General features: G+C 71.6%; 21 protein-coding genes. 12 read left to right on the top strand and 9 right to left on the bottom strand.

Translation table 11 applies throughout. The annotated features are described in order from the left end of the window. The first annotated feature begins 44 nt into the window (after positions 1-44). On the top strand, positions 45-737 hold the full coding sequence (locus ACZ4M5_RS33085; protein WP_467742496.1) for a FadR/GntR family transcriptional regulator: 693 nt from the start codon (positions 45-47) through the stop codon (positions 735-737). Here the strand turns inward: ACZ4M5_RS33085 and ACZ4M5_RS33080 are convergent. From ACZ4M5_RS33080 to fabG, 3 genes are all read right to left on the bottom strand, one after another. Then, positions 715-1,083, bottom strand: a complete 369-nt coding sequence (locus ACZ4M5_RS33080; protein WP_467742494.1) for a hypothetical protein — start codon at positions 1,081-1,083, stop codon at positions 715-717. The genes ACZ4M5_RS33085 and ACZ4M5_RS33080 overlap by 23 nt on opposite strands. A 160-nt stretch (positions 1,084-1,243) precedes the next feature. Then, positions 1,244-2,011, bottom strand: coding sequence for an enoyl-ACP reductase FabI (gene fabI / locus ACZ4M5_RS33075; protein ID WP_398111705.1), 768 nt, complete (start codon positions 2,009-2,011; stop codon positions 1,244-1,246). Positions 2,012-2,016: 5 nt separating this feature from the next. After that, entirely contained in the window at positions 2,017-2,736 is a 720-nt protein-coding gene (gene fabG / locus ACZ4M5_RS33070; protein WP_467742491.1) for a 3-oxoacyl-[acyl-carrier-protein] reductase, read from the bottom strand. 273 nt (positions 2,737-3,009) lie between these two features. Here fabG and ACZ4M5_RS33065 point away from each other — a divergent pair, with 273 nt between their 5' ends. Genes ACZ4M5_RS33065 through tyrS form a run of 3 tightly spaced genes read left to right on the top strand, consistent with a single transcriptional unit; the run spans position 3,010 to position 7,250 of the window. Next, a complete protein-coding gene (locus ACZ4M5_RS33065) occupies positions 3,010-4,533 on the top strand; it encodes a TldD/PmbA family protein (protein WP_467742489.1) in 1,524 nt (507 codons plus the stop codon). Beyond that, positions 4,530-5,924, top strand: coding sequence for a metallopeptidase TldD-related protein (locus ACZ4M5_RS33060; protein ID WP_467742487.1), 1,395 nt, complete (start codon positions 4,530-4,532; stop codon positions 5,922-5,924). The genes ACZ4M5_RS33065 and ACZ4M5_RS33060 overlap by 4 nt, the downstream gene beginning before the upstream one ends. 57 nt (positions 5,925-5,981) lie before the next feature. Further along, positions 5,982-7,250: a tyrosine--tRNA ligase gene (gene tyrS, locus ACZ4M5_RS33055; protein ID WP_467742485.1), complete on the top strand. Its 1,269-nt coding sequence runs from the start codon at positions 5,982-5,984 to the stop codon at positions 7,248-7,250. Positions 7,251-7,314: 64 nt separating this feature from the next. Here tyrS and ACZ4M5_RS33050 read toward each other — a convergent pair whose 3' ends face one another. After that, complete coding sequence (locus ACZ4M5_RS33050) at positions 7,315-7,590, bottom strand: GlsB/YeaQ/YmgE family stress response membrane protein (RefSeq protein WP_369197678.1); 276 nt, start codon at positions 7,588-7,590, stop codon at positions 7,315-7,317. A gap of 244 nt (positions 7,591-7,834) precedes the next feature. Here ACZ4M5_RS33050 and ACZ4M5_RS33045 point away from each other — a divergent pair, with 244 nt between their 5' ends. Continuing rightward, entirely contained in the window at positions 7,835-8,230 is a 396-nt protein-coding gene (locus ACZ4M5_RS33045) for a DUF3099 domain-containing protein (RefSeq protein ID WP_467742482.1), read from the top strand. Between the two features lie 238 nt (positions 8,231-8,468). Next, entirely contained in the window at positions 8,469-8,693 is a 225-nt protein-coding gene (locus tag ACZ4M5_RS33040) for a hypothetical protein (RefSeq protein WP_467742480.1), read from the top strand. Here ACZ4M5_RS33040 and moaA read toward each other — a convergent pair. From moaA to ACZ4M5_RS33025, 3 genes are all read right to left on the bottom strand, one after another. Then, positions 8,690-9,679, bottom strand: coding sequence for a GTP 3',8-cyclase MoaA (moaA, locus tag ACZ4M5_RS33035; RefSeq protein WP_467742478.1), 990 nt, complete (start codon positions 9,677-9,679; stop codon positions 8,690-8,692). The genes ACZ4M5_RS33040 and moaA overlap by 4 nt on opposite strands. A gap of 172 nt (positions 9,680-9,851) precedes the next feature. Continuing rightward, on the bottom strand, positions 9,852-11,495 hold the full coding sequence (locus tag ACZ4M5_RS33030; RefSeq protein WP_467742476.1) for a solute symporter family protein: 1,644 nt from the start codon (positions 11,493-11,495) through the stop codon (positions 9,852-9,854). Further along, positions 11,492-11,848, bottom strand: a complete 357-nt coding sequence (locus tag ACZ4M5_RS33025; RefSeq protein ID WP_467742474.1) for a DUF485 domain-containing protein — start codon at positions 11,846-11,848, stop codon at positions 11,492-11,494. Before ACZ4M5_RS33025 ends, ACZ4M5_RS33030 begins: the two co-directional genes overlap by 4 nt. 273 nt (positions 11,849-12,121) lie before the next feature. Between ACZ4M5_RS33025 and ACZ4M5_RS33020 the strand changes: the two genes are divergently transcribed. Both ACZ4M5_RS33020 and ACZ4M5_RS33015 read left to right on the top strand, forming a co-directional pair. Further along, positions 12,122-13,651 (top strand): S8 family peptidase, encoded by a 1,530-nt coding sequence (locus ACZ4M5_RS33020; protein WP_467742472.1) that lies wholly within the window; start codon positions 12,122-12,124, stop codon positions 13,649-13,651. Positions 13,652-13,719: 68 nt separating this feature from the next. Beyond that, the gene (locus tag ACZ4M5_RS33015; protein WP_467742470.1) at positions 13,720-15,240 is read left to right on the top strand and encodes a S8 family peptidase; all 1,521 of its coding nucleotides are present in this window, start codon (positions 13,720-13,722) and stop codon (positions 15,238-15,240) included. A 91-nt stretch (positions 15,241-15,331) separates the two neighbouring features. Here the strand turns inward: ACZ4M5_RS33015 and ACZ4M5_RS33010 are convergent, their stop codons facing one another. Together ACZ4M5_RS33010 and ACZ4M5_RS33005 are read right to left on the bottom strand one after the other, a co-directional pair. Further along, positions 15,332-16,012 carry a lysoplasmalogenase gene (locus tag ACZ4M5_RS33010; RefSeq protein ID WP_467742468.1) on the bottom strand — a complete coding sequence of 227 codons (681 nt, stop codon included), beginning with the start codon at positions 16,010-16,012 and terminating at the stop codon, positions 15,332-15,334. Continuing rightward, positions 16,009-16,950, bottom strand: a complete 942-nt coding sequence (locus ACZ4M5_RS33005; protein WP_467742466.1) for a sterol desaturase family protein — start codon at positions 16,948-16,950, stop codon at positions 16,009-16,011. The genes ACZ4M5_RS33010 and ACZ4M5_RS33005 overlap by 4 nt, the downstream gene beginning before the upstream one ends. 293 nt (positions 16,951-17,243) lie before the next feature. Between ACZ4M5_RS33005 and ACZ4M5_RS33000 the strand changes: the two genes are divergently transcribed. The 4 genes from ACZ4M5_RS33000 (at position 17,244) to ACZ4M5_RS32985 (ending at position 21,320) form a co-directional block, all read left to right on the top strand. Beyond that, entirely contained in the window at positions 17,244-18,236 is a 993-nt protein-coding gene (locus ACZ4M5_RS33000; RefSeq protein ID WP_467742463.1) for a DEDDh family exonuclease, read from the top strand. A gap of 101 nt (positions 18,237-18,337) precedes the next feature. After that, positions 18,338-18,571, top strand: coding sequence for a hypothetical protein (locus tag ACZ4M5_RS32995; RefSeq protein WP_279545926.1), 234 nt, complete (start codon positions 18,338-18,340; stop codon positions 18,569-18,571). Between the two features lie 49 nt (positions 18,572-18,620). Beyond that, positions 18,621-19,415, top strand: a complete 795-nt coding sequence (locus ACZ4M5_RS32990; protein ID WP_467742461.1) for an SURF1 family cytochrome oxidase biogenesis protein — start codon at positions 18,621-18,623, stop codon at positions 19,413-19,415. Between the two features lie 108 nt (positions 19,416-19,523). Further along, positions 19,524-21,320 carry a glycoside hydrolase family 15 protein gene (locus ACZ4M5_RS32985; RefSeq protein WP_467742459.1) on the top strand — a complete coding sequence of 599 codons (1,797 nt, stop codon included), beginning with the start codon at positions 19,524-19,526 and terminating at the stop codon, positions 21,318-21,320. Positions 21,321-21,324 lie beyond the last annotated feature (4 nt).

Genomic DNA, 21,324 nt, shown 5'->3' with positions numbered 1-21,324 from the left:
GTCTCCCCCCACCCTGCGGCGCCCCGGCCGTGGGAAGGTGAGTCATGCCTCTGAGTCATCCCCGCCGTTCGGCGCTGTCCGAGCAGGTCATCGCCGCGCTGCGGGCCCAGATCACCTCGGGCGAGTGGCCGGTGGGCTCCCGCATCCCGACCGAGCCGGAACTGGTCGAGCAGCTGGGGGTCGCCCGCAACACCGTCCGTGAGGCGGTGCGCGCGCTGTCGCACAACGGCCTGCTGGACATCCGCCAGGGCTCCGGCACGTACGTGGTGGCGACGAGCGAGCTGGCCGGCGTGATGCAGCGGCGGTTCGCCGAGGCCGACCCGCGGCACATCGCCGAGCTGCGCTCCACGCTGGAGTCCGCCGCCGCCCGGCTGGCCGCCGGGCGGCGCACGGAGAAGGACCTCAAGCAGCTCGACGCACTGCTGCTGCGGCGCGAGGAGGCGTGGGAGTCGGGTGACGCCGAGGCGTTCGTGACGGCGGACGCGACCTTCCACCTGGCCGTGGTGTCCGCCTCCCACAACGACGTGATGACCGCGATGTACGCGGACCTCGGCGAGGTGCTGCGGGACTGGCTGCGCGAGGACGTCGGCGGGCGGCTGACGCCGGAGACGTACATGGAGCACGCGCGGATGCTCGACGCGATCCGCGCGGGCGACGCGGACAGCGCCGCCGCCGAGGCGGCCCGCTACCCGTTCCTGTGCCGGCTCGGCGGGGTCAGCTCCCCCGCCGGTGACTGACCCACGCGCCGCCGACCTCTTTCCAGCAGCGTCCCTTCAGCCGCACCGTCTGTGCCGGCCCGGCGGCCACCGGGGCGCTGTCGGTGTCGATGTCCCACCAGCGGGCGCACTCGACGTGCAGGCTCACCCGGTCCGTCTCCGGATAGGGGTTGTGGCAGTACGCGGTCACCTCGGAGCCCGTGACGCGAACCCGGCACGCGGCGCCGAAGGGGCCAGCCTCGGGCCGGACCTGCGCCGCGCGCGCGGGGGGCGCGCCGTCGTGCGTCCGGGGCACCGCTTCGTACGCCAGGGTCACCACGAGAGCGACGGCGAGGGACAGGGAGGCCGTTCGGCGGGACAAGCGCACAAGGGGACCTCCTCGGCCGTGCTGGGGAGGGAAGGGCGTGCTGGACGCACCTCCCACAGTGGCCGGTCGGGCACCGTCCCGCCCGGTCTGCTGGGCCGAACGGGCGACGCCCCGCCCCCCGCGCATGGCGGGGAACGGGGCGTTCGGGACGCGCGGAGGATCAGGCGCCGATGGCGTGCAGTCCGCCGTCCACGTGGACGATCTCGCCCGTGGTCTTCGGGAACCAGTCGCTCAGCAGGGCGACGACACCGCGGCCGGCCGGCTCGGGGTCCTTCAGGTCCCACTCCAGCGGGGAGCGCGAGTCCCACACGGACGCCAGCTCGCTGAAGCCCGGGATGGACTTGGCGGCCATGGAGCCGAGCGGGCCCGCCGAGACCAGGTTGCAGCGGATGTTCTGCTTGCCCAGGTCGCGGGCCATGTAGCGGCTGGTGGCCTCCAGGGCGGCCTTGGCCGGGCCCATCCAGTCGTACTGCGGCCAGGCGAACTGCGCGTCGAAGGTCAGGCCGACGACGGAGCCGCCGTTCTGCATCAGCGGCAGGCAGGCCATGGTCAGCGACTTCAGGGAGTACGCCGAGACGTGCATGGCGGTGGCGACGGACTCGAACGGCGTGTTCAGGAAGTTGCCGCCCAGGGCGTCCTGCGGGGCGAAGCCGATGGAGTGCACGACACCGTCGAGCCCGCCGAGCTCCTCGCCGACGACGTCGGCCAGGCGGCCCAGGTGCTCGTCGTTGGTGACGTCCAGCTCGATGACCTTGACGGGCTTCGGGAGCTTCTTGGCGATGCGCTCGGTGAGCGTGGGCCGCGGGAACGCCGTGAGGATGACCTCGGCGCCCTGCTCCTGGGCCAGCTTGGCGGTGTGGAAGGCGATCGAGGCCTCCGTCAGCACGCCGGTGATCAGGACGCGCTTGCCCTCGAGAATTCCGCTCATGGTGATCAGTGACCCATTCCCAGTCCGCCGTCAACGGGGATGACGGCTCCAGTGATGTACGAGGCGTCGTCGGAGGCGAGGAACCGCACCGCTGCGGCGATCTCCTCCGGCTGCGCGTACCGGCCGAGCGGCACCTGCGACACGATGGCCGACCGCTGCTCGTCGGTGAGCACCTTGGTCATGTCGGTGTCGACGAAGCCCGGCGCGACGACGTTGAAGGTGATGTTGCGCGAGCCCAGCTCACGGGCGAGGGAGCGCGCGAAGCCGACGAGGCCGGCCTTGGAGGCGGCGTAGTTGGCCTGCCCCGCGGAGCCGAGCAGCCCGACGACCGAGGAGATCAGGACGACGCGGCCCTTCTTGGCGCGCAGCATGCCGCGGTTGGCGCGCTTGACGACGCGGAAGGTGCCGGTGAGGTTGGTGTCGAGGACGGACGTGAAGTCCTCCTCGGACATCCGCATCAGGAGCTGGTCCTTGGTGACACCGGCGTTGGCGACGAGGACCTCGACGGGCCCGTGGGCCTCCTCGATCTCCTTGTAGGCCTGCTCCACCTGCTCGGCGTCGGTGATGTCGCACCGGACGGCGAGGCAGCCCAAGTCCGTCAGGGCCGCCGGCGGCTCGCCCGAGCGGTACGTGATGGCGACCTTGTCGCCGGCGTCGGCGAACGCGCGGGCGATGGCGAGGCCGATGCCCCGGTTGCCTCCGGTGACGAGAACCGAGCGGCTCAACGGATCACCCTTTCCATAGCGGACCGAAATACCACCGCCGGACCACTGCGCGACAGGCGGCGATGACAGGCGGCTTCCTCGAAAACCTATCGGTCCGGGCACGCGCGCGGACAATCGGGCACCGACAGTGGCGTAGGGGCCGCACTGTCGGGTCCCTACAGATCGCGCGGGTCCGCACTCGCAAAGCCGTGGCCCGGGAGCGGGGCGGGGGGACATGATCGGAGCTGTCACCGAGCACGGCGACCACGGTCACCTCGACAGAAAGAGACGGCGGTGCCTCATACCATCGACGAGGCCTTCACGGCCCTCCCCCTACGCGCCCTCGCCGACGCGGCCCTCGCACGCGCGCGTGCGCTGGGCGCCGAGCACGCGGACTTCCGCCTGGAGCGGGTGCGGGGCGCCTCCTGGCGCTTCCGGGACGCCAAGCCCGCCGGTTCGTCCGACACCACCGACCTCGGGTACGCGGTGCGGGTGGTGCACGGCGGCACCTGGGGCTTCGCCTCCGGCGTGGACCTGACCATGGACGCCGCCGCGAAGGTCGCCTCCCAGGCGGTGGCGATGGCCAAGCTGTCCGCGCAGGTGATCGAGGCGGCCGGTTCCGAGGAGCGCGTGGAGCTCGCCGACGAGCCGGTGCACGCCGAGAAGACGTGGGTCTCGTCGTACGAGATCGACCCGTTCTCGGTGCCGGACGACGAGAAGGCCGCTCTGCTCGCGGAGTGGAGCGCGCGCCTGCTGGCGGGCCGCGGGGTCGACCACGTGGACTCCTCGCTGCTCACCGTGCACGAGAACAAGTTCTACGCCGACACGGCCGGGACGGTGACCACCCAGCAGCGCGTGCGGCTGCACCCGGTGTTCAACGCCGTGTCCGTGGACGAGTCCAGCGGCGAGTTCGACTCGATGCGCACGCTCGCCCCGCCCGTGGGACGCGGCTGGGAGTACCTGCGGGGCACCGGCTGGGACTGGGAGGGCGAACTGGAGCGGATCCCGGAGCTGCTCGCCGAGAAGATGCGCGCGCCGAGCGTGGAACCGGGCCTGTACGACCTGGTCGTCGACCCGTCCAACCTGTGGCTGACCATCCACGAGTCCATCGGTCACGCCACCGAGCTGGACCGGGCGCTCGGTTACGAGGCCGCCTACGCCGGCACCTCCTTCGCGACGTTCGACCAGCTGGGCACGTTGCGCTACGGCTCCGAGCTGATGAACGTCACCGGCGACCGCACCGCCGAGCACGGCCTGGCCACCGTCGGCTACGACGACGAGGGCGTCGAGGCGCAGTCCTGGGACCTGGTGAAGGACGGCACCCTCGTCGGCTACCAGCTGGACCGGCGCATCGCGCGGCTGACGGGCTTCGAGCGGTCCAACGGCTGCGCCTACGCCGACTCCCCCGGCCATGTGCCGGTGCAGCGCATGGCGAACGTCTCCCTGCGGCCGGACCCGGCCGGGATGTCGACCGAGGACCTGATCGGGGGCGTGGAGCGCGGCATCTACGTGGTCGGCGACCGGTCCTGGTCCATCGACATGCAGCGCTACAACTTCCAGTTCACCGGGCAGCGCTTCTACCGCATCGAGAACGGCCGCCTCGCCGGGCAGCTGCGCGACGTGGCCTACCAGGCGACGACCACCGACTTCTGGGGCTCGATGGCCGCGGTCGGCGGACCGCAGACCTATGTGCTGGGCGGTGCGTTCAACTGCGGCAAGGCGCAGCCGGGCCAGGTCGCGGCCGTGTCGCACGGCTGCCCGTCGGCCCTGTTCAAGGGCGTCAACATCCTCAACACGACCCAGGAGGCCGGTCGATGAGCGCGCGCACCACCAAGCCCCACGAGGTAGTCGAGCGGGCTCTGGACCTGTCCCGGGCCGACGGCTGCGTGGTCATCGCCGACGAGCAGTCCACGGCCAACCTGCGCTGGGCGGGCAACGCGCTGACCACGAACGGGGTGACGCGCGGACGCACGCTCACGGTCATCGCCACGGTCGACGGCAAGGACGGCACGGCCTCGGGGGTCGTGTCGCGGTCCGCCGTGACCGCCGAGGACCTGGAACCCTTGGTGCGGGCCGCGGAGGCCGCCGCACGCGGTGCCGGGCCCGCCGAGGACGCGCAGCCGCTGGTCAGCGGCGTCGCCCCGGCGCCGGAGTTCACCGAGGCGCCCGCGGAGACCTCCTCCGCCGTGTTCGCCGACTTCGCGCCGGCGCTCGGCGAGGCCTTCGCACGCGCGCGTGCGGGCGGCCGCGAGCTGTACGGCTTCGCCAACCACGAGCTGGTCTCGACGTACGTCGGCACGTCCACGGGACTGCGGCTGCGGCACGACCAGCCGAACGGGACGCTGGAGGTGAACGCCAAGTCGCCCGACCGGACCCGCTCGGCGTGGGCCGGGCGTTCCACGCGGGACTTCAAGGACGTCGACCCGGCGGCGCTGGACGCGGAGCTGGCGGTGCGGCTCGGCTGGGCCGAGCGGCGCGTGGAGCTGCCCGCCGGGCGTTACGAGACGCTGCTGCCGCCGACGGCCGTGGCGGACCTGCTCATCTACCAGATGTGGTCGGCCTCGGGCCGGGACGCGGCGGAGGGCCGGACCGTGTTCTCCACGCCGGGCGGCGGCACCCGGGTCGGCGAGCGGCTGACCGGCCTTCCGCTGACCCTGCGCAGCGACCCGGACGAGCCGGGCCTGGAGTCGGCGCCGTTCGTCATCGCGCACTCCTCCGGCGGGGACCAGTCGGTGTTCGACAACGGGCTGCCGCTCACGGCCACCGAGTGGATGCGCGAGGGTGAGCTGCGGCACCTGACCACCACCCGGCACAGCGCCGGTCTGACGGGACTGCCGGTGGCTCCGGGCATCGACAACATCGTCCTGGACGGCGGCGAGGACCGCTCCCTGGAGGAGATGGTCGCGAACACCGGGCGCGGGCTGCTGCTGACCTGCCTGTGGTACATCCGCGAGGTCGATCCGGCGAGCCTGCTGCTCACGGGCCTGACCCGGGACGGTGTGTACCTCGTGGAGAACGGGGAGGTGACCGGCGAGGTGAACAACTTCCGGTTCAACGAGTCCCCGGTCGGCGTGCTCGGCCGGGCCACGGAGGCGGGCCGGACCGAGAAGACGCTGCCCCGGGAGTGGAGCGACTGGTTCACCAGGGCGGCGATGCCCGCGCTGCGCGTCCCCGATTTCAACATGAGCTCGGTCAGCCAGGGCGTATAACCTCGTAGGCGGCTGTCACCCGACCGCCCGAAGATCGCTCAAGGAGACACGAGAACCGTGACGGACATCGTCGACGAGCTGAAGTGGCGCGGGCTGTTCGCCCTGTCCACCGACGAGGACGCTTTGCGCAAGGCTCTCGCGGACGGTCCCGTCACGTTCTATTGCGGTTTCGACCCGACGGCGCCGTCGCTGCACGTGGGGCACCTGGTGCAGGTGCTCACCGTGCGCCGGCTCCAGCAGGCCGGGCACCGGCCGCTGGCGCTGGTCGGCGGCGCCACGGGCCTGATCGGCGACCCCCGCCCGACCGCGGAGCGCACGCTGAACGACCCGGAGACCGTCGGCGGCTGGGTCGACAGGCTGCGCGCCCAGATCGAGCCGTTCCTGGACTTCGAGGGCGAGAACGCGGCCGTCATGGTCAACAACCTCGACTGGACGCAGAACCTGTCCGCGATCGAGTTCCTGCGGGACATCGGCAAGCACTTCCGCGTCAACAAGATGCTGACGAAGGACTCCGTGGCCCGCCGCCTGGAGTCCTCCGAGGGCATCAGCTACACGGAGTTCAGCTACCAGCTCCTGCAGGGCATGGACTTCCTCCAGCTCTACCGCCGTTACGGCTGCACCCTCCAGCAGGGCGGCAGCGACCAGTGGGGCAACCTGACGGCGGGCCTGGACCTGATCCACCGCCTGGAGCCGGGCTCGACCGTGCACGCGCTGGCGACGCCGCTGATGACCAAGGCGGACGGCACCAAGTTCGGCAAGACCGAGGGCGGGGCCGTCTGGCTCGACCCGGAGATGACGACGCCGTACGCGTTCTACCAGTTCTGGCTGAACGTGGACGACCGGGACATCTCGACGTACATGCGCATCCTGTCCTTCCGCTCCCGCGAGGAGCTGGAGGAGCTGGAGCGGCAGACCGAGGAGCGGCCGCAGGCGCGGGCCGCGCAGCGGGCCCTGGCCGAGGAGCTGACGACGCTGGTGCACGGCGCCGACCAGACGGCCGCGGTGATCGCCGCGTCCAGGGCGCTGTTCGGGCAGGGCGAGCTGGCCGGGCTCGACGAGCGCACGCTCGCGGCGGCCCTGTCGGAGCTGCCGCACATCCGCGTCGCCGAACCCGCCCCGGTCGTCGACCTGTTCGCCGAGGTCGGCCTGGTGGCGAGCAAGTCGGCCGCGCGCCGCACGGTCAAGGAGGGCGGCGCCTACGTGAACAACGTCAAGGTCGCCTCCGAGGACGCCGTCCCCGCCCGGGAGGACCTGCTGCACGGCCGCTGGCTGGTGCTGCGCCGGGGCAAGAAGAACCTGGCCGCGGTCGAGGTCACGGCCGGCTGAGCAGACACCGGCGAGGGGCGGTCTCCGGTCGGGAGGCCGCCCCTCGGCGTCGGCATACGCCCGGTCAGGCCCTGCGCCGGTCTCCTCTGGCCGCTGCCCATGCGCGGTCGCCGAGGCCGACGAGGATGACCGCCATCACCAGCTGGAACACGTGCCGCCACCAGTCGATGCCGGAAGTGGCGGCGACCCCGGCCGCCCGGGCGATGGCGTTGCCGGCGATACCGCCGATCATGCCCAGGATGACGGTGAGCCACAGGGGAAGGTGCTGCTTGCCCGGAATGATCGCCTTCGCGAGCAGACCGAGCACCAGTCCGACGATGATCGCCCACAACCAGCCCATTGCTTCCTCCTCGTACGGCTCGACGTGAGCTCGTACCGCCAGTGTCGGCCCGGGGGAAACCCGTCGCACTCCGGCGCGGGCCGTACGCGTCACGGCCGGGAGGCGGCCCGGCGGACGAGGGGGCACCCGGTCTCGTGACGGCTCCGCACGCGGCGTACCGTGGGATCTGTCCCGGTCCGGGTCCCGGACACCCGGGACGGCCACACGGCGGGGACGGTCCGATACGGGCGGATGGTGGATTGCGATGCGGAAGCAGCACGGCGGCGGGAACGTCCAGGTGTTCCGGATCACCGGCGCCCGGACGGGGTTGCAGGAGGACGTACGCGGGCGGCAGCGCCGGTACGTGATCTCGATGTCGGTCCGCACGGTGTCCGTGATCCTCGCGGCCACCCTGTGGAACGTCGAACGGCATGTGGCGATCGTGGCGCTGGTACTCGGCCTGATCCTGCCGTACATCGCGGTGGTCGTCGCGAACGCGGGGCGCGAGAACGCGCCGTCTCTCCCGTCGACGTTCGTGGCGCCTCCGGTGCGGCCGATGATCGAGCCGTCGCCGTCACAGGACGGGCGGACGGACTCCGCCGCGGACGGCGCGGCGTCGGCGACGGCTCCCGGGGCGGGGGCGGAATCGCACGAGCGGTGAGCGCTGCCGTACGGCGGCCGCAAACGGAAGTCACCTTCCGGCCAAGCTCAAGAAAAGCTCAGATCAATCGCGTTGTTCCGGTGCCGGGGCCGGGGTTACCCGTGACATACTCCGTACGCGCTCCGCATCCCCCGTCGGAGCGACGGACCGACGCCGGGCAGCTCCCCCCGTGGCTGCTCGGCGTCGCCTTTGTGCCGTGCAGTTCAGTTCCTGTCGAGTGCCGTGGTGAGACGAAGCAGTGAGTGACGAGACGCCCATCTGTTCCGCGAAGGGCTGCCGTGCCGACGCGGTGTGGGTGCTGGCGTGGAACAACCCCAAGGTCCACACCCCGGAGCGGCGCAAGACCTGGCTGGCCTGCGACGAGCACCGCGAGCACCTGTCGCAGTTCCTCGGCGTGCGGGGCTTCCTGAAGGACGTCGTCCCGCTCGTGGAGTGGGAGTCCCGGGAGAACCCGGGTTCCTAGCCGCCGATCGCCGACATGGGACGGTCCGGCTGCACGAACGACGGGTCGTCCAGGCCGGCTCCCGCCTTCTTGCCCCACATCGCCAGGCGCCACAGGCGGGCGATCTCCTCGTCCGGGGCGCCGGAGCGCAGGGCGGCGCGCAGATCGGTCTCCTCCTGGGCGAACAGGCAGGTGCGGACCTGGCCGTCGGCGGTGAGGCGGGTGCGGTCGCAGGCCGCGCAGAAGGGCCGGGTGACGGAGGCGATCACGCCGACCACGTGCGGACCGCCGTCGACCAGCCAGCGCTCCGCCGGGGCCGAGCCGCGCTTGTCCTGCCCCTCGGGCGTCAGCTCGAACCGCGTGCGCAGGGAGGCCAGGATGTCGCCGGCGGTGATCATGCCCTCGCGCTTCCAGCCGTGCTGCGCGTCCAGCGGCATCTGCTCGATGAAACGCAGCTCGTAGTCGTGCTCCACGGCCCAGGCGAGGAGCTCGGGCGCCTCGTCGTCGTTCAGGCCGGGCATCAGGACCGAGTTGACCTTGACGGGGGTGAGGTGCGCGTCGCGGGCGGCGTGCAGTCCCTCCAGGACGTCCTTGTGGCGGTCGCGGCGGGTGAGGGTCTTGAAGACGTCCGGGCGGAGGGTGTCGAGCGAGACGTTCACCCGGTCCAGGCCCGCCGCCTTCAGGGCCGCCGCCGTGCGTTTGAGGCCGATGCCGTTGGTGGTCAGCGACATCTGCGGGCGGGGCTCGAGGGCGGCGACGCGCTCGACGATGCCGACGAGCCCGGGGCGCAGCAGGGGTTCGCCGCCGGTGAAGCGGACCTCCTCGATCCCGAGGGACGTGACCGCGATGCCGATCAGCCGGACGATCTCGTCGTCGGTGAGCAGGTCCGGCTTGGCCAGCCAGTGCAGGCCCTCCTCGGGCATGCAGTACGTGCAGCGCAGGTTGCAGCGGTCGGTCAGCGAGACCCTCAGGTCGGTGGCCACCCGGCCGTAGGTGTCGATGAGCACGTGGGCCCCCTCCCTCGACGCGGAACGTGCCCGGAGCACGGTTCATCCCTCACCTGTGAGCCTACGTGAGACCACCGGCATCACCACAGGCCGCGATCCCACGACGCACGGCGCGGCCGCGCCGCAGGGACCTGGAGGTTCCTACGAGGCGGCCGCGCGGAAGGGGTCGTGCTCAGTGGGCGCCGGTGCCGGTCAGGGACCTGACCTCCAGCTCCGCGTACTTCTTGGCGTCGGGCTCCTCCTTGGACAGGACCGTGCCGAGCCAGCCCATGAGGAAGCCGAACGGGATGGAGATGATGCCCGGGTTCTTCAGCGGGAACCAGGCGAAGTCGACCTCGGGGAACATGGCCTTGGGGTCGCCGGAGACGACGGGCGAGAACAGCACCAGGCCGACGGCGACGATCAGGCCGCCGTAGATCGACCACAGGGCGCCCTGGGTGGTGAAGCGCTTCCAGAACAGGCTGTAGAGGATCGTCGGCAGGTTCGCGGAGGCCGCGACGGCGAAGGCGAGGGCGACCAGGCCGGCCACGTTCAGGTCGCGGGCCAGGGCGCCCAGGCCGATGGAGACGATGCCGATGAACAGGGTCGCCCAGCGGGCCGCGCGGACCTCCTCGGCGCCGGACGCCTTCCCCTTGCGGATGACGTTGGCGTAGATGTCGTGCGCGAAGGACGACGACGAGGCGAGGGTGAGACCGGCGACGACGGCGAGGATCGTCGCGAAGGCGACCGCCGAGATGGTGGCGAGCAGGATCGCGCCCCAGGCCGAGTCGACCCCGCCCAGGTGCAGGGCGAGCAGGGGCGCGGCCGTGTTGCCGGAGGGGTTGGAGGCGATGATCTCGTCCTGGGAGATCAGCGCGGCGGCGCCGAACCCGAGGGCGATGGTCATCAGGTAGAAGGCGCCGATGATGCCGATGGCCCAGTTGACGGACTTCCGGGCGGCCTTGGCGTTGGGCACCGTGTAGAAGCGGATCAGAATGTGCGGCAGGCCGGCGGTGCCGAGCACCAGGGCGATGCCCAGGGAGATGAAGTCCAGCTTGGAGGTGCCGGTCGCGCCGTACTGGAGGCCGGGCTCCAGGAAGGCGGCGCCCTTGCCGCTGTTCTCGGCGGCCTTGCCGAGCAGGTCGGAGATGTTGAAGTCGAACTTCAGCAGCACCAGGAAGGTGATGAGGATCGTGCCGCCGATGAGCAGCACGGCCTTGACCATCTGCACCCAGGTCGTGCCCTTCATGCCGCCGATGGAGACGTAGACGATCATCAGGACGCCGACCAGGGCGACGATGAGGATCTTGCCGGCGTCGGAGGTGATGCCGAGCAGCAGCGAGACGAGGACGCCGGCGCCGGCCATCTGGGCCAGCAGGTAGAAGATCGACACGACGATCGTGGAGGTGCCGGCGGCGGTGCGGACGGGGCGCTGACGCATGCGGTACGCCAGCACGTCGCCCATGGTGTAGCGGCCGGAGTTCCGGAGCGGCTCGGCGACCAGGAGCAGGGCGACGAGCCAGGCGACCAGGAAGCCGATGGAGTACAGGAAGCCGTCGTAGCCGAAGATGGCGATGGCGCCCGCGATGCCGAGGAACGAGGCGGCGGACATGTAGTCGCCGGAGACGGCGAGGCCGTTCTGGAAGGCGCTGAACTGGCGGCCGCCGGCGTAGAAGTCGGCCGCGTCCTTGGTCTGGCGGCCGGCCCAGATGGTGATGCCGAGGGTGGCGAGGACGAACAGCGCGAACAGGGTGATGATCAGCGGGCGGTGCTCGCTGGCCTCGTTCGCCGCCAGGACGTGCTGCTGGGCGAGGAAGGTGTGCTGTGCGGGGCTCATGCGCCGCCCTCCATCCGGGTCTTGATGGCCTCGGCCTTGGGGTCGAGCTTCGCGGCGGCGTGCCGCGAGTACCACCAGGCGATGAGGAACGTGGTGACGAACTGGGCGACGCCGAGGACGAAGGCGACGTTGATGTTGCCGAACAGCTCGGTGCCCATGAAGCCGCCCGCGTAGTTCGACAGCAGGACGTACAGCAGGTACCAGGCGATGAAGGCGATGGTCAGCGGGAAGGCGAAGGAGCGGTAGGAGCGGCGCAGTTCACCGAACTCCGCGCTCTCGTGCACCTCGGCGAACTCCTCGGGTGAGGGGAGCTTGTGTTGCTCTTTCGAGGGGGGCGGTGCGTCGGTGGCCACGGAGTCTCCTCGCAAGGACGGAAGCGTTGGGAACGGGGGCGAAGGCGAGGACACCGAGGGACCTCGCGCTCCTTGTTCAACGTCACGGCGGCACGGGAGAACCGGTTCAACCCGGCGGCGTTCTTTCCGAGAACCTTCCGAGAACCTTCCGACAAAACGTTGCTGGCCAGCGAGAGGCCGGGATAGCTTCACCCTGCACCACCCCGTCATGTACCTGCCCGAGCACCACCTGTGCCTCGGGCCGGTTTCGTTTCCGGAGGATGTGGAGACCCCATGTCTCACTTGCGTTCCAGACGCCGGCTCGCTCTCGCCGTGCCGGTCGTGCTGTCGCTGACGGCCTCGCTGGGCTTCCTGCCCGCCGCCGCGTCCGCGGCCCCGCAGGCGGAGCGAGCCACCCGTACGGCGGACGCGCCGACCCAGGCGTACGTCGTCAACACCAAGGTGGACCGGCACACGATCGCCTCGGTGACGAAGGCGATCGGCAAGGCCGGTGGCTCGGTCGTGGCGGCGTACGAGCGGATCGGCGTGATCGTCGTCCACTCCTCGAACGCCGATTTCGCCGCGACCATGCGCACGGTCCGCGGCGTGCAGTCGGCCGGCGCCACCCGCACCGCCCCCCTGAAGGCCGCGGGGACGACGGACGAGGGCGCGGTCGAGTACCTGAGCGCCGCTCAGGCGGAGCGCACCCGGGCCGCTTCGGCCAAGACGCCCGAGAGCGAGCCCCTCGAGGCGGACCAGTGGGACCTGCGGGCGATGGGCGCCGACAAGGCCGCGAAGATCAACCCGGGCAGCCGCAAGGTGACCGTCGCCGTGATCGACACCGGCGTGGACGACACCCACCCGGACATCGCGCCCAACTTCTCCCCCGGCCAGTCCGCCAACTGCGCGGGCGGCAAGGCCGACACGACCGAGGGCGCCTGGCGGCCCTACACGCCCGAGGACTACCACGGCACGCATGTCGCCGGTGAGATAGCCGCCGCCCGCAACGGGGTCGGCGTCGCGGGCGTCGCGCCCGGCGTGAAGGTGTCCAGCATCAACGTGACCGACCGGGCCAGCGGGCTCTTCTACCCGGAGAACGTCGTCTGCGCGTTCGTGTTCGCCGCCGACCACGGCGTGGAGATCACGAACAACAGCTACTACGTCGACCCTTGGCTGTACAACTGCGAGCAGGACCCGGACCAGCGGGCCATCGTCGACGCGGTCAACCGGGCCCAGCTGTACGCCCAGAAGAAGGGCACGCTGAACGTCGCCTCCGCGGGCAACTCCAACCACGACCTGGACGCCGACGCGATCGTCGACACGACCAGCCCGAACGACACCACGCCCGTCGAGCGGACCATCGACCCGCACGAGTGCTTCGACATCCCGACCCAGCTGCCGGGCGTCGTCACCGTCAGCGCGACGGGCGTCGACAACCTCAAGTCGTACTACTCGACGTACGGCAAGGGCGTCGTGGACGTCGCCGCGCCGGGCGGCGACCGCCGCTACCAGATCCCGGACACGCCCTCGAAGGACGGTCGGATCCTTTCCACGCTGCCGAACGGCGCGTACGGCTTCCTGCAGGGCACCTCGATGGCCTCGCCGCACGTCGCCGGGGTCGCCGCGCTGCTGAAGTCGAAGCACCCGTGGGCCCCGCCGGCCGTGCTGCAGGCGCTGCTGAAGGCACAGGCCGACCGCACCGCCTGCCCCGAGTCCTACGACCAGGACGGCAACGGCACCCAGGACGCGGTGTGCAAGGGCGGCCCGGCCGTCAACGGCTTCTACGGCCACGGCATCGTCAACGCGCTGCGCGCGGTCAAGTGACCCGTCGCCACGCGCACGTCGGAACCATCCGCACCATCAGCTCGTACCGTGAACGAACTGGAGACACCATGACCGCGCCGCACGCGCGCTACCGCCGCGCCGTCGCCATCCCGGCCGGGATGGCCATGGCCACGGCCCTCGCCTTCCTGCCGAACACCGTCGCCACGGCCGCCGAGGACGCCCCCGCGGCCGTCTCGGCCGACGCGACGCCGCTGAGCTACGTCGTCAACGTCAAGCCGGGCCACGGCACGTCGGCCTCCGTGAAGAAGGCCGTCGCCAAGGCCGGCGGCACGATCGTGACGTCGTACGACCAGATAGGCGTCATCGTCGTCCACTCCTCGAACCCGGACTTCGCCAAGACCATCCGCAGTGTGCGCGGCGTGCAGTCGGCCGGGGCCACCCGCACCGCGCCACTGCCCTCGGCGACGACGGGCGACCTGGGCTCGCCGAAGGTGCTGAGCGCGGCCGAGGTCGCGAGCGCCGAGGCGGCGGACGGCCAGGACCCGCTCGAGGGCCTGCAGTGGGACCTGCCCGCCATCAAGGCGGACAAGGCGCACGAGAAGTCGCTGGGCAGCAAGAAGGTCACGGTCGCCGTGATCGACACCGGTGTGGACGACACCCACCCCGACATCGCGCCCAACTTCGACCGCAAGGCGTCGGTCAACTGTGTGTCGGGCAAGCCGGACACGGCCGACGGCGCCTGGCGGCCGGGCGCGGCCGAGAGCCCCCACGGCACGCACGTCGCCGGTGAGATAGCCGCGGCCAAGAACGGCGTCGGCATGACCGGTGTCGCGCCCGGCGTGAAGGTGTCCGGCATCAAGGTGTCCAACCCGGACGGCTTCTTCTACACGGAGGCCGTGGTCTGCGGCTTCGTGTGGGCGGCCGAGCACGGGGTCGACGTGACGAACAACAGCTATTACACCGACCCCTGGTACTTCAACTGCAAGAACGACCCGGACCAGAAGGCGCTCGTGGAGGCCGTCACGCGCGCCTCGCGGTACGCGGAGAAGAAGGGCGCGGTCAACGTCGCGGCGGCCGGCAACGAGAACTACGACCTGGCCTCCGACGAGATCACCGACCCGTCGTCCCCGAACGACACCACCCCGGGCGACCGGGTCGTCGACCCGTCCGAGTGCCTGGACATCCCCACCCAGCTGCCGGGTGTCGTCACGGTCGCCTCGACCGGCGCCAAGGGCCTGAAGTCGTCCTTCTCCAACTACGGCCGGGGCGTCATCGACATCGCCGCGCCCGGCGGTGACTCGACGGCCTACCAGAAGCCGGAGCCGCCGGCCACGAGCGGCCTGATCCTGGGCACGCTGCCGGGTGGCAAGTGGGGGTACATGGCCGGTACGTCGATGGCGTCCCCGCACGTCGCGGGCGTCGCCGCCCTCATCAAGTCGACGCACCCGTACGCCCCGCCGGCGCTGGTGAAGGCCCTGCTGTACGCGGAGGCCGACGCCAAGGCGTGCACGGACCCGTACGACATCGACGCCGACGGCAAGGTCGACGCGGTGTGCGAGGGCCCGAAGAACCGCAACGGCTTCTACGGCTGGGGCGTCGCCGACGCGCTGGACGCGGTGACCAGGTAGGACCACGGGCCGGGGTGGGCCGCACACGGCCCACCCGGGCCCGGCCGGGCCCGCCCCGCCCGCCGGCGGGTGCACCGGGCCGGCACCGCGGTCAGACGGCCCGCATCTCGCCGTACGTCACCGCGGGCGCCCTGCGGGCGTTGAGGGCCGCCACCGTTCCGCAGGCCAGCAGCGACTGCGCCGCGAGGTAGGTGGACATCACCCACAGCCCCGGCGCGGGCGGCTGCGGCCAGCCGGCCAGGTCGGTCGCGATGAGCGTGTCGGACAGCAGGAACAGCGCGCCGCCCACCCCGGCGAACAGGCCGAGGCGGAGGGCGGAGCGGTACGCCATGGCCGTGAGCAGCAGGCTGTACGCGGCGACGGGCAGGCGCAGGCCGGCGGGCAGGTCCGGCCACAGCAGCGCGACACTCGTGCCGAGGACGGTGAGGTAGCCGATCGCCAGGGCCGCCGCACGCGCGTGAGGGACGGCGTAGCGGCTGCCGTGCGCCTGGAACAGCATGAGATAGCAGACGTGCCCGGCCGCGAAGGAGGCCATGCCGGCGAGGAAGGCCGGCTCGGCTCCGGACAGCAGCAGCACGTCCCCGACCCAGCCGAACAGCAGGGCGGCCACCAGCGTCCGGGGCGCGCGGTGTGCCACGGCCCAGCCGGCCAGCAGGGGCATCAGCAAGGGCTTGGCCACGGCGTGCCCGGTGTCGGACCCGGCGGCGAGAGCGGCCAGGTCGACGCCACCGACCAGTGCGAAGGCGACGAGCAACACCCGCGGGCCGCTCACGCCGGGGGCGTCTTCCCGACGGACCCCGCACCGGCGGCGGAAGCGCCGCCGACCGGGGCCGGAGTGGCCGTGGGGTCCGCAACGGCGGCCGGGGGCGCGGCGGTCGGCCGGGCCGGGGCCCAGCCCGGGCCCTTGAGGACGCGTCCCGCCCGCTCGCTCCAACTGCTCGCCCTACGCAGGTCCTTGGCGATGGCCACGTACTTGTGCGTGGCCACCCTCAGCGGGTTGTACGTGTCGATGTTCTTCGTCAGTCCGTACCGGGGCCGCTCGGTCTCCGCGACGAACGTGCCGAACAGCCGGTCCCACACGATGAGGATGCCGCCGAAGTTCCGGTCGAGGTAACCGCCCTGCGAGGCGTGGTGGACGCGGTGGTGCGAGGGCGTGTTGAGGACGAACTCGAACCAGCGGGGCATGCGGTCGATGCGCTCGGTGTGGATCCAGAACTGGTAGACGAGGCTCACGGAGGAGCAGAACGCCACCGCCGCCGGGTGCACACCGGCCAGGACCAGCGGGACGTAGAACGGCCAGGAGGTCAGGGACGTCCAGGGCTGGCGCAGGGCGGTGGTGAGGTTGAACTTCCGGCTGGAGTGGTGGACGACGTGGCAGGCCCACAGGATGCGGACCACGTGGTGGCCGCGGTGGGACCAGTAGTAGAGGAAGTCCTGCGCGAGCAGCATCAGCGGGACGGTCCACCACAGCAGGGGGACGCGTGCCGGGGTCAGTTCGTACAAAGCCGTGTAGAGGGCGACGACCGGGATCTTCCACAGGAAGTCGAAGAAGAGGCTGCCGAGTCCCATGCCGAGGCTCGTCGCGGCGTCCCTGGCCTCGTAGCCCTCGGCGTCCTCGTCGGGGTGGAGCCGGCAGCTCACCACCTCGACCACGGTCAGCAGCAGGAAGGCCGGTATCGACCAGAGCACGACGTCGGGCAGGTTCGGCATGCAAGCACCGTAGGACCGCCGTCCGCCCCGGGCCAGACGTCGTTACCGACAAGTATCGCGGGCGGTACGCGCTTGCTTCTTGGTGATCTCCACCAACTCGCTTCCGGACAAACCCCTCATAGGGTCCCGGACGGTTGTCGACGCCGTAGCGCACGGGTCGCAGCTGACCGTCGCTCAGACGTACGCCTCGCGAACGGACAGACCGGACAAGCCGCCTGAGGGGGCGTCGGAACGGCGAGCCCGGCCCACCTGGCGGACGGCGGTGTCAGTCGGGGCCCGTATCCTCGTGAACCATGCTGGATGACCTGACGACCGCCATGTTCTCCGCCACGGCGTGGCCGGCCGCCTACCCCCGCGGGTACGCGGTCGTCGACGTGGAGACCACGGGCCTGGCCCGGCACGACCGCATCATCTCCGCGGCCGTCTACCGGCTGGACGCCCGCGGCGAGGTCGAGGACCACTGGTACACGACGGTCAATCCCGAGCGCGATCCCGGCCCCGTCTGGATCCACGGCCTGACGAGCGAGGCCCTGGAGGGCGCTCCCCTTTTCGCGGACATCGCCGAGGAGTTCGCGGCCCGGCTGACGGACCGGGTGCTCGTCGCGCACAACGCCGTCTTCGACTGGCAGATGATCGCCCGCGAGTACGCGCGCGCCGAGCGGGAGGCCCCGGTGCGGCAGCGGCTGTGCACCATCGCCCTGTCCAAGGAGCTCGGGTTGCCCCTGCCCAACCACAAGCTGGAGTCCCTCGCCGCGCACTTCGGCGTCGTCCAGCAGCGGGCCCACCACGCGCTGGACGACGCGCGGGTGCTGGCGGAGGCGTTCCGCCCGAGTCTGCGGACGGCCGCGGCGCGGGGCGTCCGGCTGCCGCTGCACGAGTGCCTGCCGCTGACCGAGTGGACGGACCGGCCCGTCACGCCGCGCATCGGGCAGCAGGCGGCCTACGGCGGCCACCGGCAGGGCGGCTGGCGCCCCTCCCGCAAGCGCCCCGCCTGCCCGTACCCCAACCCCGGGCGCTACGAGCCAGGCGGCCGGCTCCGGCAGGGCATGCGGATCGCCTTCTCCGGCGACACCTCCACCGAGCGGGAGCTGCTGGAGGACCGCGCGACCGAGGCCGGGCTGCACGTGGCCACGAGTCTGTCCCGGCTCACCAGCCTGCTCGTCACGAACGACCCGGACTCGGGCACGTCCAAGGTGGTCAAGGCCCGGCAGTTCGGCACACCGGTCGTGGACGAGGCGGCCTTCGGGCAGCTCCTTGCGGACGTGGAGCCGGCAGTGCAGGAGTGAGCGCGCCCGCGCGCCGCACCGACCGTACGGACGGGTGATTGCCGGGCGACTCGCCCGGCCGCCGCTCGCCCGCGCGAGGGCGACGGCCCACCCTGTGGCGCATGGCGACCTGTGAGGTTTGTGGCAATCAGTACGGAATGACCTTCGAGGTGCACGCGCAGGGCGCGGTGCACGTCTTCGACTGCTTCGCCTGCGCGATCCACCGCATGGCCCCCATCTGCGAGCACTGCCGGGTGCAGATCATCGGCCAGGGCGTCGACGTCGACGGCCAGTGGTACTGCGGCGCCCACTGCGCCCGGGCCGAGGGAAAGGTGGGAATCGTCGACAAGGTGTGAACCGGTACCCGCCTGATTGCACCCCACGACCGAGTTGTACGGTCGTGGGGTGTACCGCTTCCTCATGTCCCGGCAGTGGGTGATCCTCGTGCTGGTCGCCCTGCTCCTCATCCCCACGATGATCCGCCTGGGCATATGGCAGATGCACCGCTACGAGGAGCGGACCGCCCGCAACCAGCTGGTCACCGACGCCCTGGCGGCGAAGCCGGTGCCCGTGGAGTCGCTGACCGGACCGGGGCACACCGTCACCAGCGCCGAGCGCTACCGCACGGTGGTCGCGAAGGGCCGCTTCGACGCCGAGGACGAGGTCGTGGTGCGTCGCCGCACCAACTCCGGCGACGAGGTCGGCTACCACGTCCTGACCCCGTTCGTCCTGGACGACGGCAAGGTGCTGCTGGTCAACCGGGGCTGGGTCCCGGGCGACCGCAGGAGCCAGTCCGCCTACCCGAAGGTCCCGGCCCCGCCGAGCGGTGAGCTGACCGTGCGCGGGCGTCTGATGCCGAGCGAGACGACCGAGGCGAGCGGGATCAAGAACCTCCAGGGCCTGCCGGACCGGCAGATCATGCTGATCAACAGCGAGCAGCAGGCGCGGCGCCTGCAGGCCGAGGTACTCGGCGGGTACATCGCCCAGACGGCGCCCGAGCCCGCCGGCGACACCCCCGAGCTGCTGGGCGACCCGGGCAAGGAGGACGCCGCACTGAACTACGCGTACGCCGTCCAGTGGTGGCTGTTCGCCGCCGCCGTCCCGGTCGGCCTGGTCGTACTGGCCCGCCGGGAGGCCCGGGACCGGGAGCAGGCGGCGAAGGAGACCACGTCAGGCGCGGCGGAACCGGCGGCGGTCTGAGGCACGGGCGGCCCACCCCGGCGGGATGGTGTCCACGCCGTCGGGGACATGTCACCCGCAAGGCCTCTGCCCTGATTGCGGCGCCGAGTTGCCGGGAACCCGCACTGCGTGCACCCCCGTATCGAGGACTACGCGCTCATCGGCGACGAACAGACAGCGGCCCTGGTCTCCACGGACGGATCCGTGGACTGGTTGTGCCTGCCCCGTTTCGACTCCGCCGCCTGCTTCGCCAGACTGCTCGGCGACGAGGACAACGGCCACTGGCGCATCGCCCCCGTCGGGGCGGAGCGCTGCACCCGGCGCGCCTACCGCCACGACACCCTCGTCCTGGACACGGAGTGGGAGGTCGAGCAGGGCGCGGTGCGGGTCACCGATCTGATGCCGCAGCGCGACCAGGCCCCGGACCTCGTCCGGATCGTCGAGGGCCTCGACGGTGAGGTGACCCTGCACAGCGTCCTGAAGCTGCGCTTCGACTACGGATCGATCGTCCCGTGGGTGCGCCGGGTCGACGGGCACCGCGTCGCCGTCGCCGGCCCCGACTCGGCCTGGCTGCGCAGCGAGCCGGAGGTCCCCAGCTGGGGCGAGGACTTCGGCACGCACGCCGAGTTCACGGTCAAGAAGGGCGAGAAGGTGGCGTTCGTCCTGACCTGGCACCCCTCGCACGAGCAGCGTCCGGCTCTGGTCGACCCCCACGAGTCCCTGCGCCACAGCGTCGAGGACTGGCGGGCCTGGGTCGCGCGCTGCCGCTACGACGGGCCGTACCGCGACGAGGTGGTGCGCTCCCTGATCACGCTCAAGGCGCTCACCTACGCCCCGACCGGTGGCATCGTCGCCGCCGCCACCACCTCCCTGCCCGAGGAGCCCGGCGGGGTGCGCAACTGGGACTACCGCTACTGCTGGCTGCGTGACGCCACCCTCACCCTCAACGCCCTGCTCGCCGCGGGCTACCAGGAGGAGGCAGAGGCCTGGCGGAACTGGCTGCTGCGCGCGGTCGCGGGCGACCCGGCCGACCTGCAGATCATGTACGGCGTGGCGGGCGAGCGGCGACTGCCCGAGTTCGAGCTGCCCTGGCTGTCCGGCTTCGGCGGCTCCGCGCCCGTGCGGATCGGCAACGACGCCGTGAAGCAGCTGCAGCTGGACGTCTACGGCGAGGTCATGGACTCCCTGTCGCTGGCCCGCGAGTCGGGGCTGTCGCCGCAGCCCGACGTATGGGCGCTGCAACGGGCCCTGATGGACTTCCTGAGCACCCACTGGCGGCAGCCGGACGAGGGGCTGTGGGAGGTGCGCGGCGGCAGACGCCAGTTCGTGCACTCGAAGGTGATGGTGTGGGTGGCCGCCGACCGGGCCGTGCGCACCCTTCAGGCCCATCCGGAGCTGGACGGCGACCTGGACGGCTGGCGGGCGCTGCGCAAGGAGGTGCACCGCGAGGTCTGCGAGAAGGGCTACGACGCCGAGCGCAACACCTTCACGCAGTCCTACGGCTCGCGGGAGCTGGACGCCGCCCTGCTGCTCATCCCGCGCGTCGGGTTCCTGCCGCCGGACGACCCGCGGGTGATCGGCACCATCGACGCGGTCCGTGAGGAGCTGGAGCACGGCGGCCTGCTGCGCCGCTACAGCACCACCAGGTCAGCGCGGCCCACGGACGTCGACGGCCTGCCCGGCAGCGAGGGCACCTTCCTGGTGTGCTCGTTCTGGCTGGCGGACGCGCTGCACATGACGGGCCGGACGAAGGAGGCCCGGGAGCTGTTCGAGCGGCTGGCGGGACTGGCCAACGACGTCGGTCTGCTGTCCGAGGAGTACGACCCGGCGGCCGGCCGCCAGCTCGGCAACGTCCCGCAGGCGTTCAGCCACATCGGCCTGGTGCACACCGCCCTCGCCCTGTTCGGTGAGAACGGGGCAGGATAGGGGC

The sequence above is a fragment of the Streptomyces sp. NPDC026246 genome, assembly GCF_055567995.1.
This window is presented reverse-complemented; position numbering and strand designations above follow the sequence as displayed.

What these genes read in the sequence shown, in the direction of transcription:
- ACZ4M5_RS33030 (WP_467742476.1), bottom strand. Translation starts at nt 11,495, where the DNA reads ATGAGCCCCGCACAGCACACCTTCCTCGCCCAGCAGCACGTCCTGGCG.
- fabI (WP_398111705.1), bottom strand. Translation starts at nt 2,011, where the DNA reads ATGAGCGGAATTCTCGAGGGCAAGCGCGTCCTGATCACCGGCGTGCTG.
- ACZ4M5_RS33005 (WP_467742466.1), bottom strand. Translation starts at nt 16,950, where the DNA reads ATGCCGAACCTGCCCGACGTCGTGCTCTGGTCGATACCGGCCTTCCTG.
- ACZ4M5_RS33015 (WP_467742470.1), top strand. Translation starts at nt 13,720, where the DNA reads ATGACCGCGCCGCACGCGCGCTACCGCCGCGCCGTCGCCATCCCGGCC.
- ACZ4M5_RS33050 (WP_369197678.1), bottom strand. Translation starts at nt 7,590, where the DNA reads ATGGGCTGGTTGTGGGCGATCATCGTCGGACTGGTGCTCGGTCTGCTC.
- ACZ4M5_RS32995 (WP_279545926.1), top strand. Translation starts at nt 18,338, where the DNA reads ATGGCGACCTGTGAGGTTTGTGGCAATCAGTACGGAATGACCTTCGAG.
- ACZ4M5_RS33085 (WP_467742496.1), top strand. Translation starts at nt 45, where the DNA reads ATGCCTCTGAGTCATCCCCGCCGTTCGGCGCTGTCCGAGCAGGTCATC.
- ACZ4M5_RS33045 (WP_467742482.1), top strand. Translation starts at nt 7,835, where the DNA reads ATGCGGAAGCAGCACGGCGGCGGGAACGTCCAGGTGTTCCGGATCACC.
- ACZ4M5_RS33020 (WP_467742472.1), top strand. Translation starts at nt 12,122, where the DNA reads ATGTCTCACTTGCGTTCCAGACGCCGGCTCGCTCTCGCCGTGCCGGTC.
- ACZ4M5_RS33060 (WP_467742487.1), top strand. Translation starts at nt 4,530, where the DNA reads ATGAGCGCGCGCACCACCAAGCCCCACGAGGTAGTCGAGCGGGCTCTG.
- ACZ4M5_RS33000 (WP_467742463.1), top strand. Translation starts at nt 17,244, where the DNA reads ATGCTGGATGACCTGACGACCGCCATGTTCTCCGCCACGGCGTGGCCG.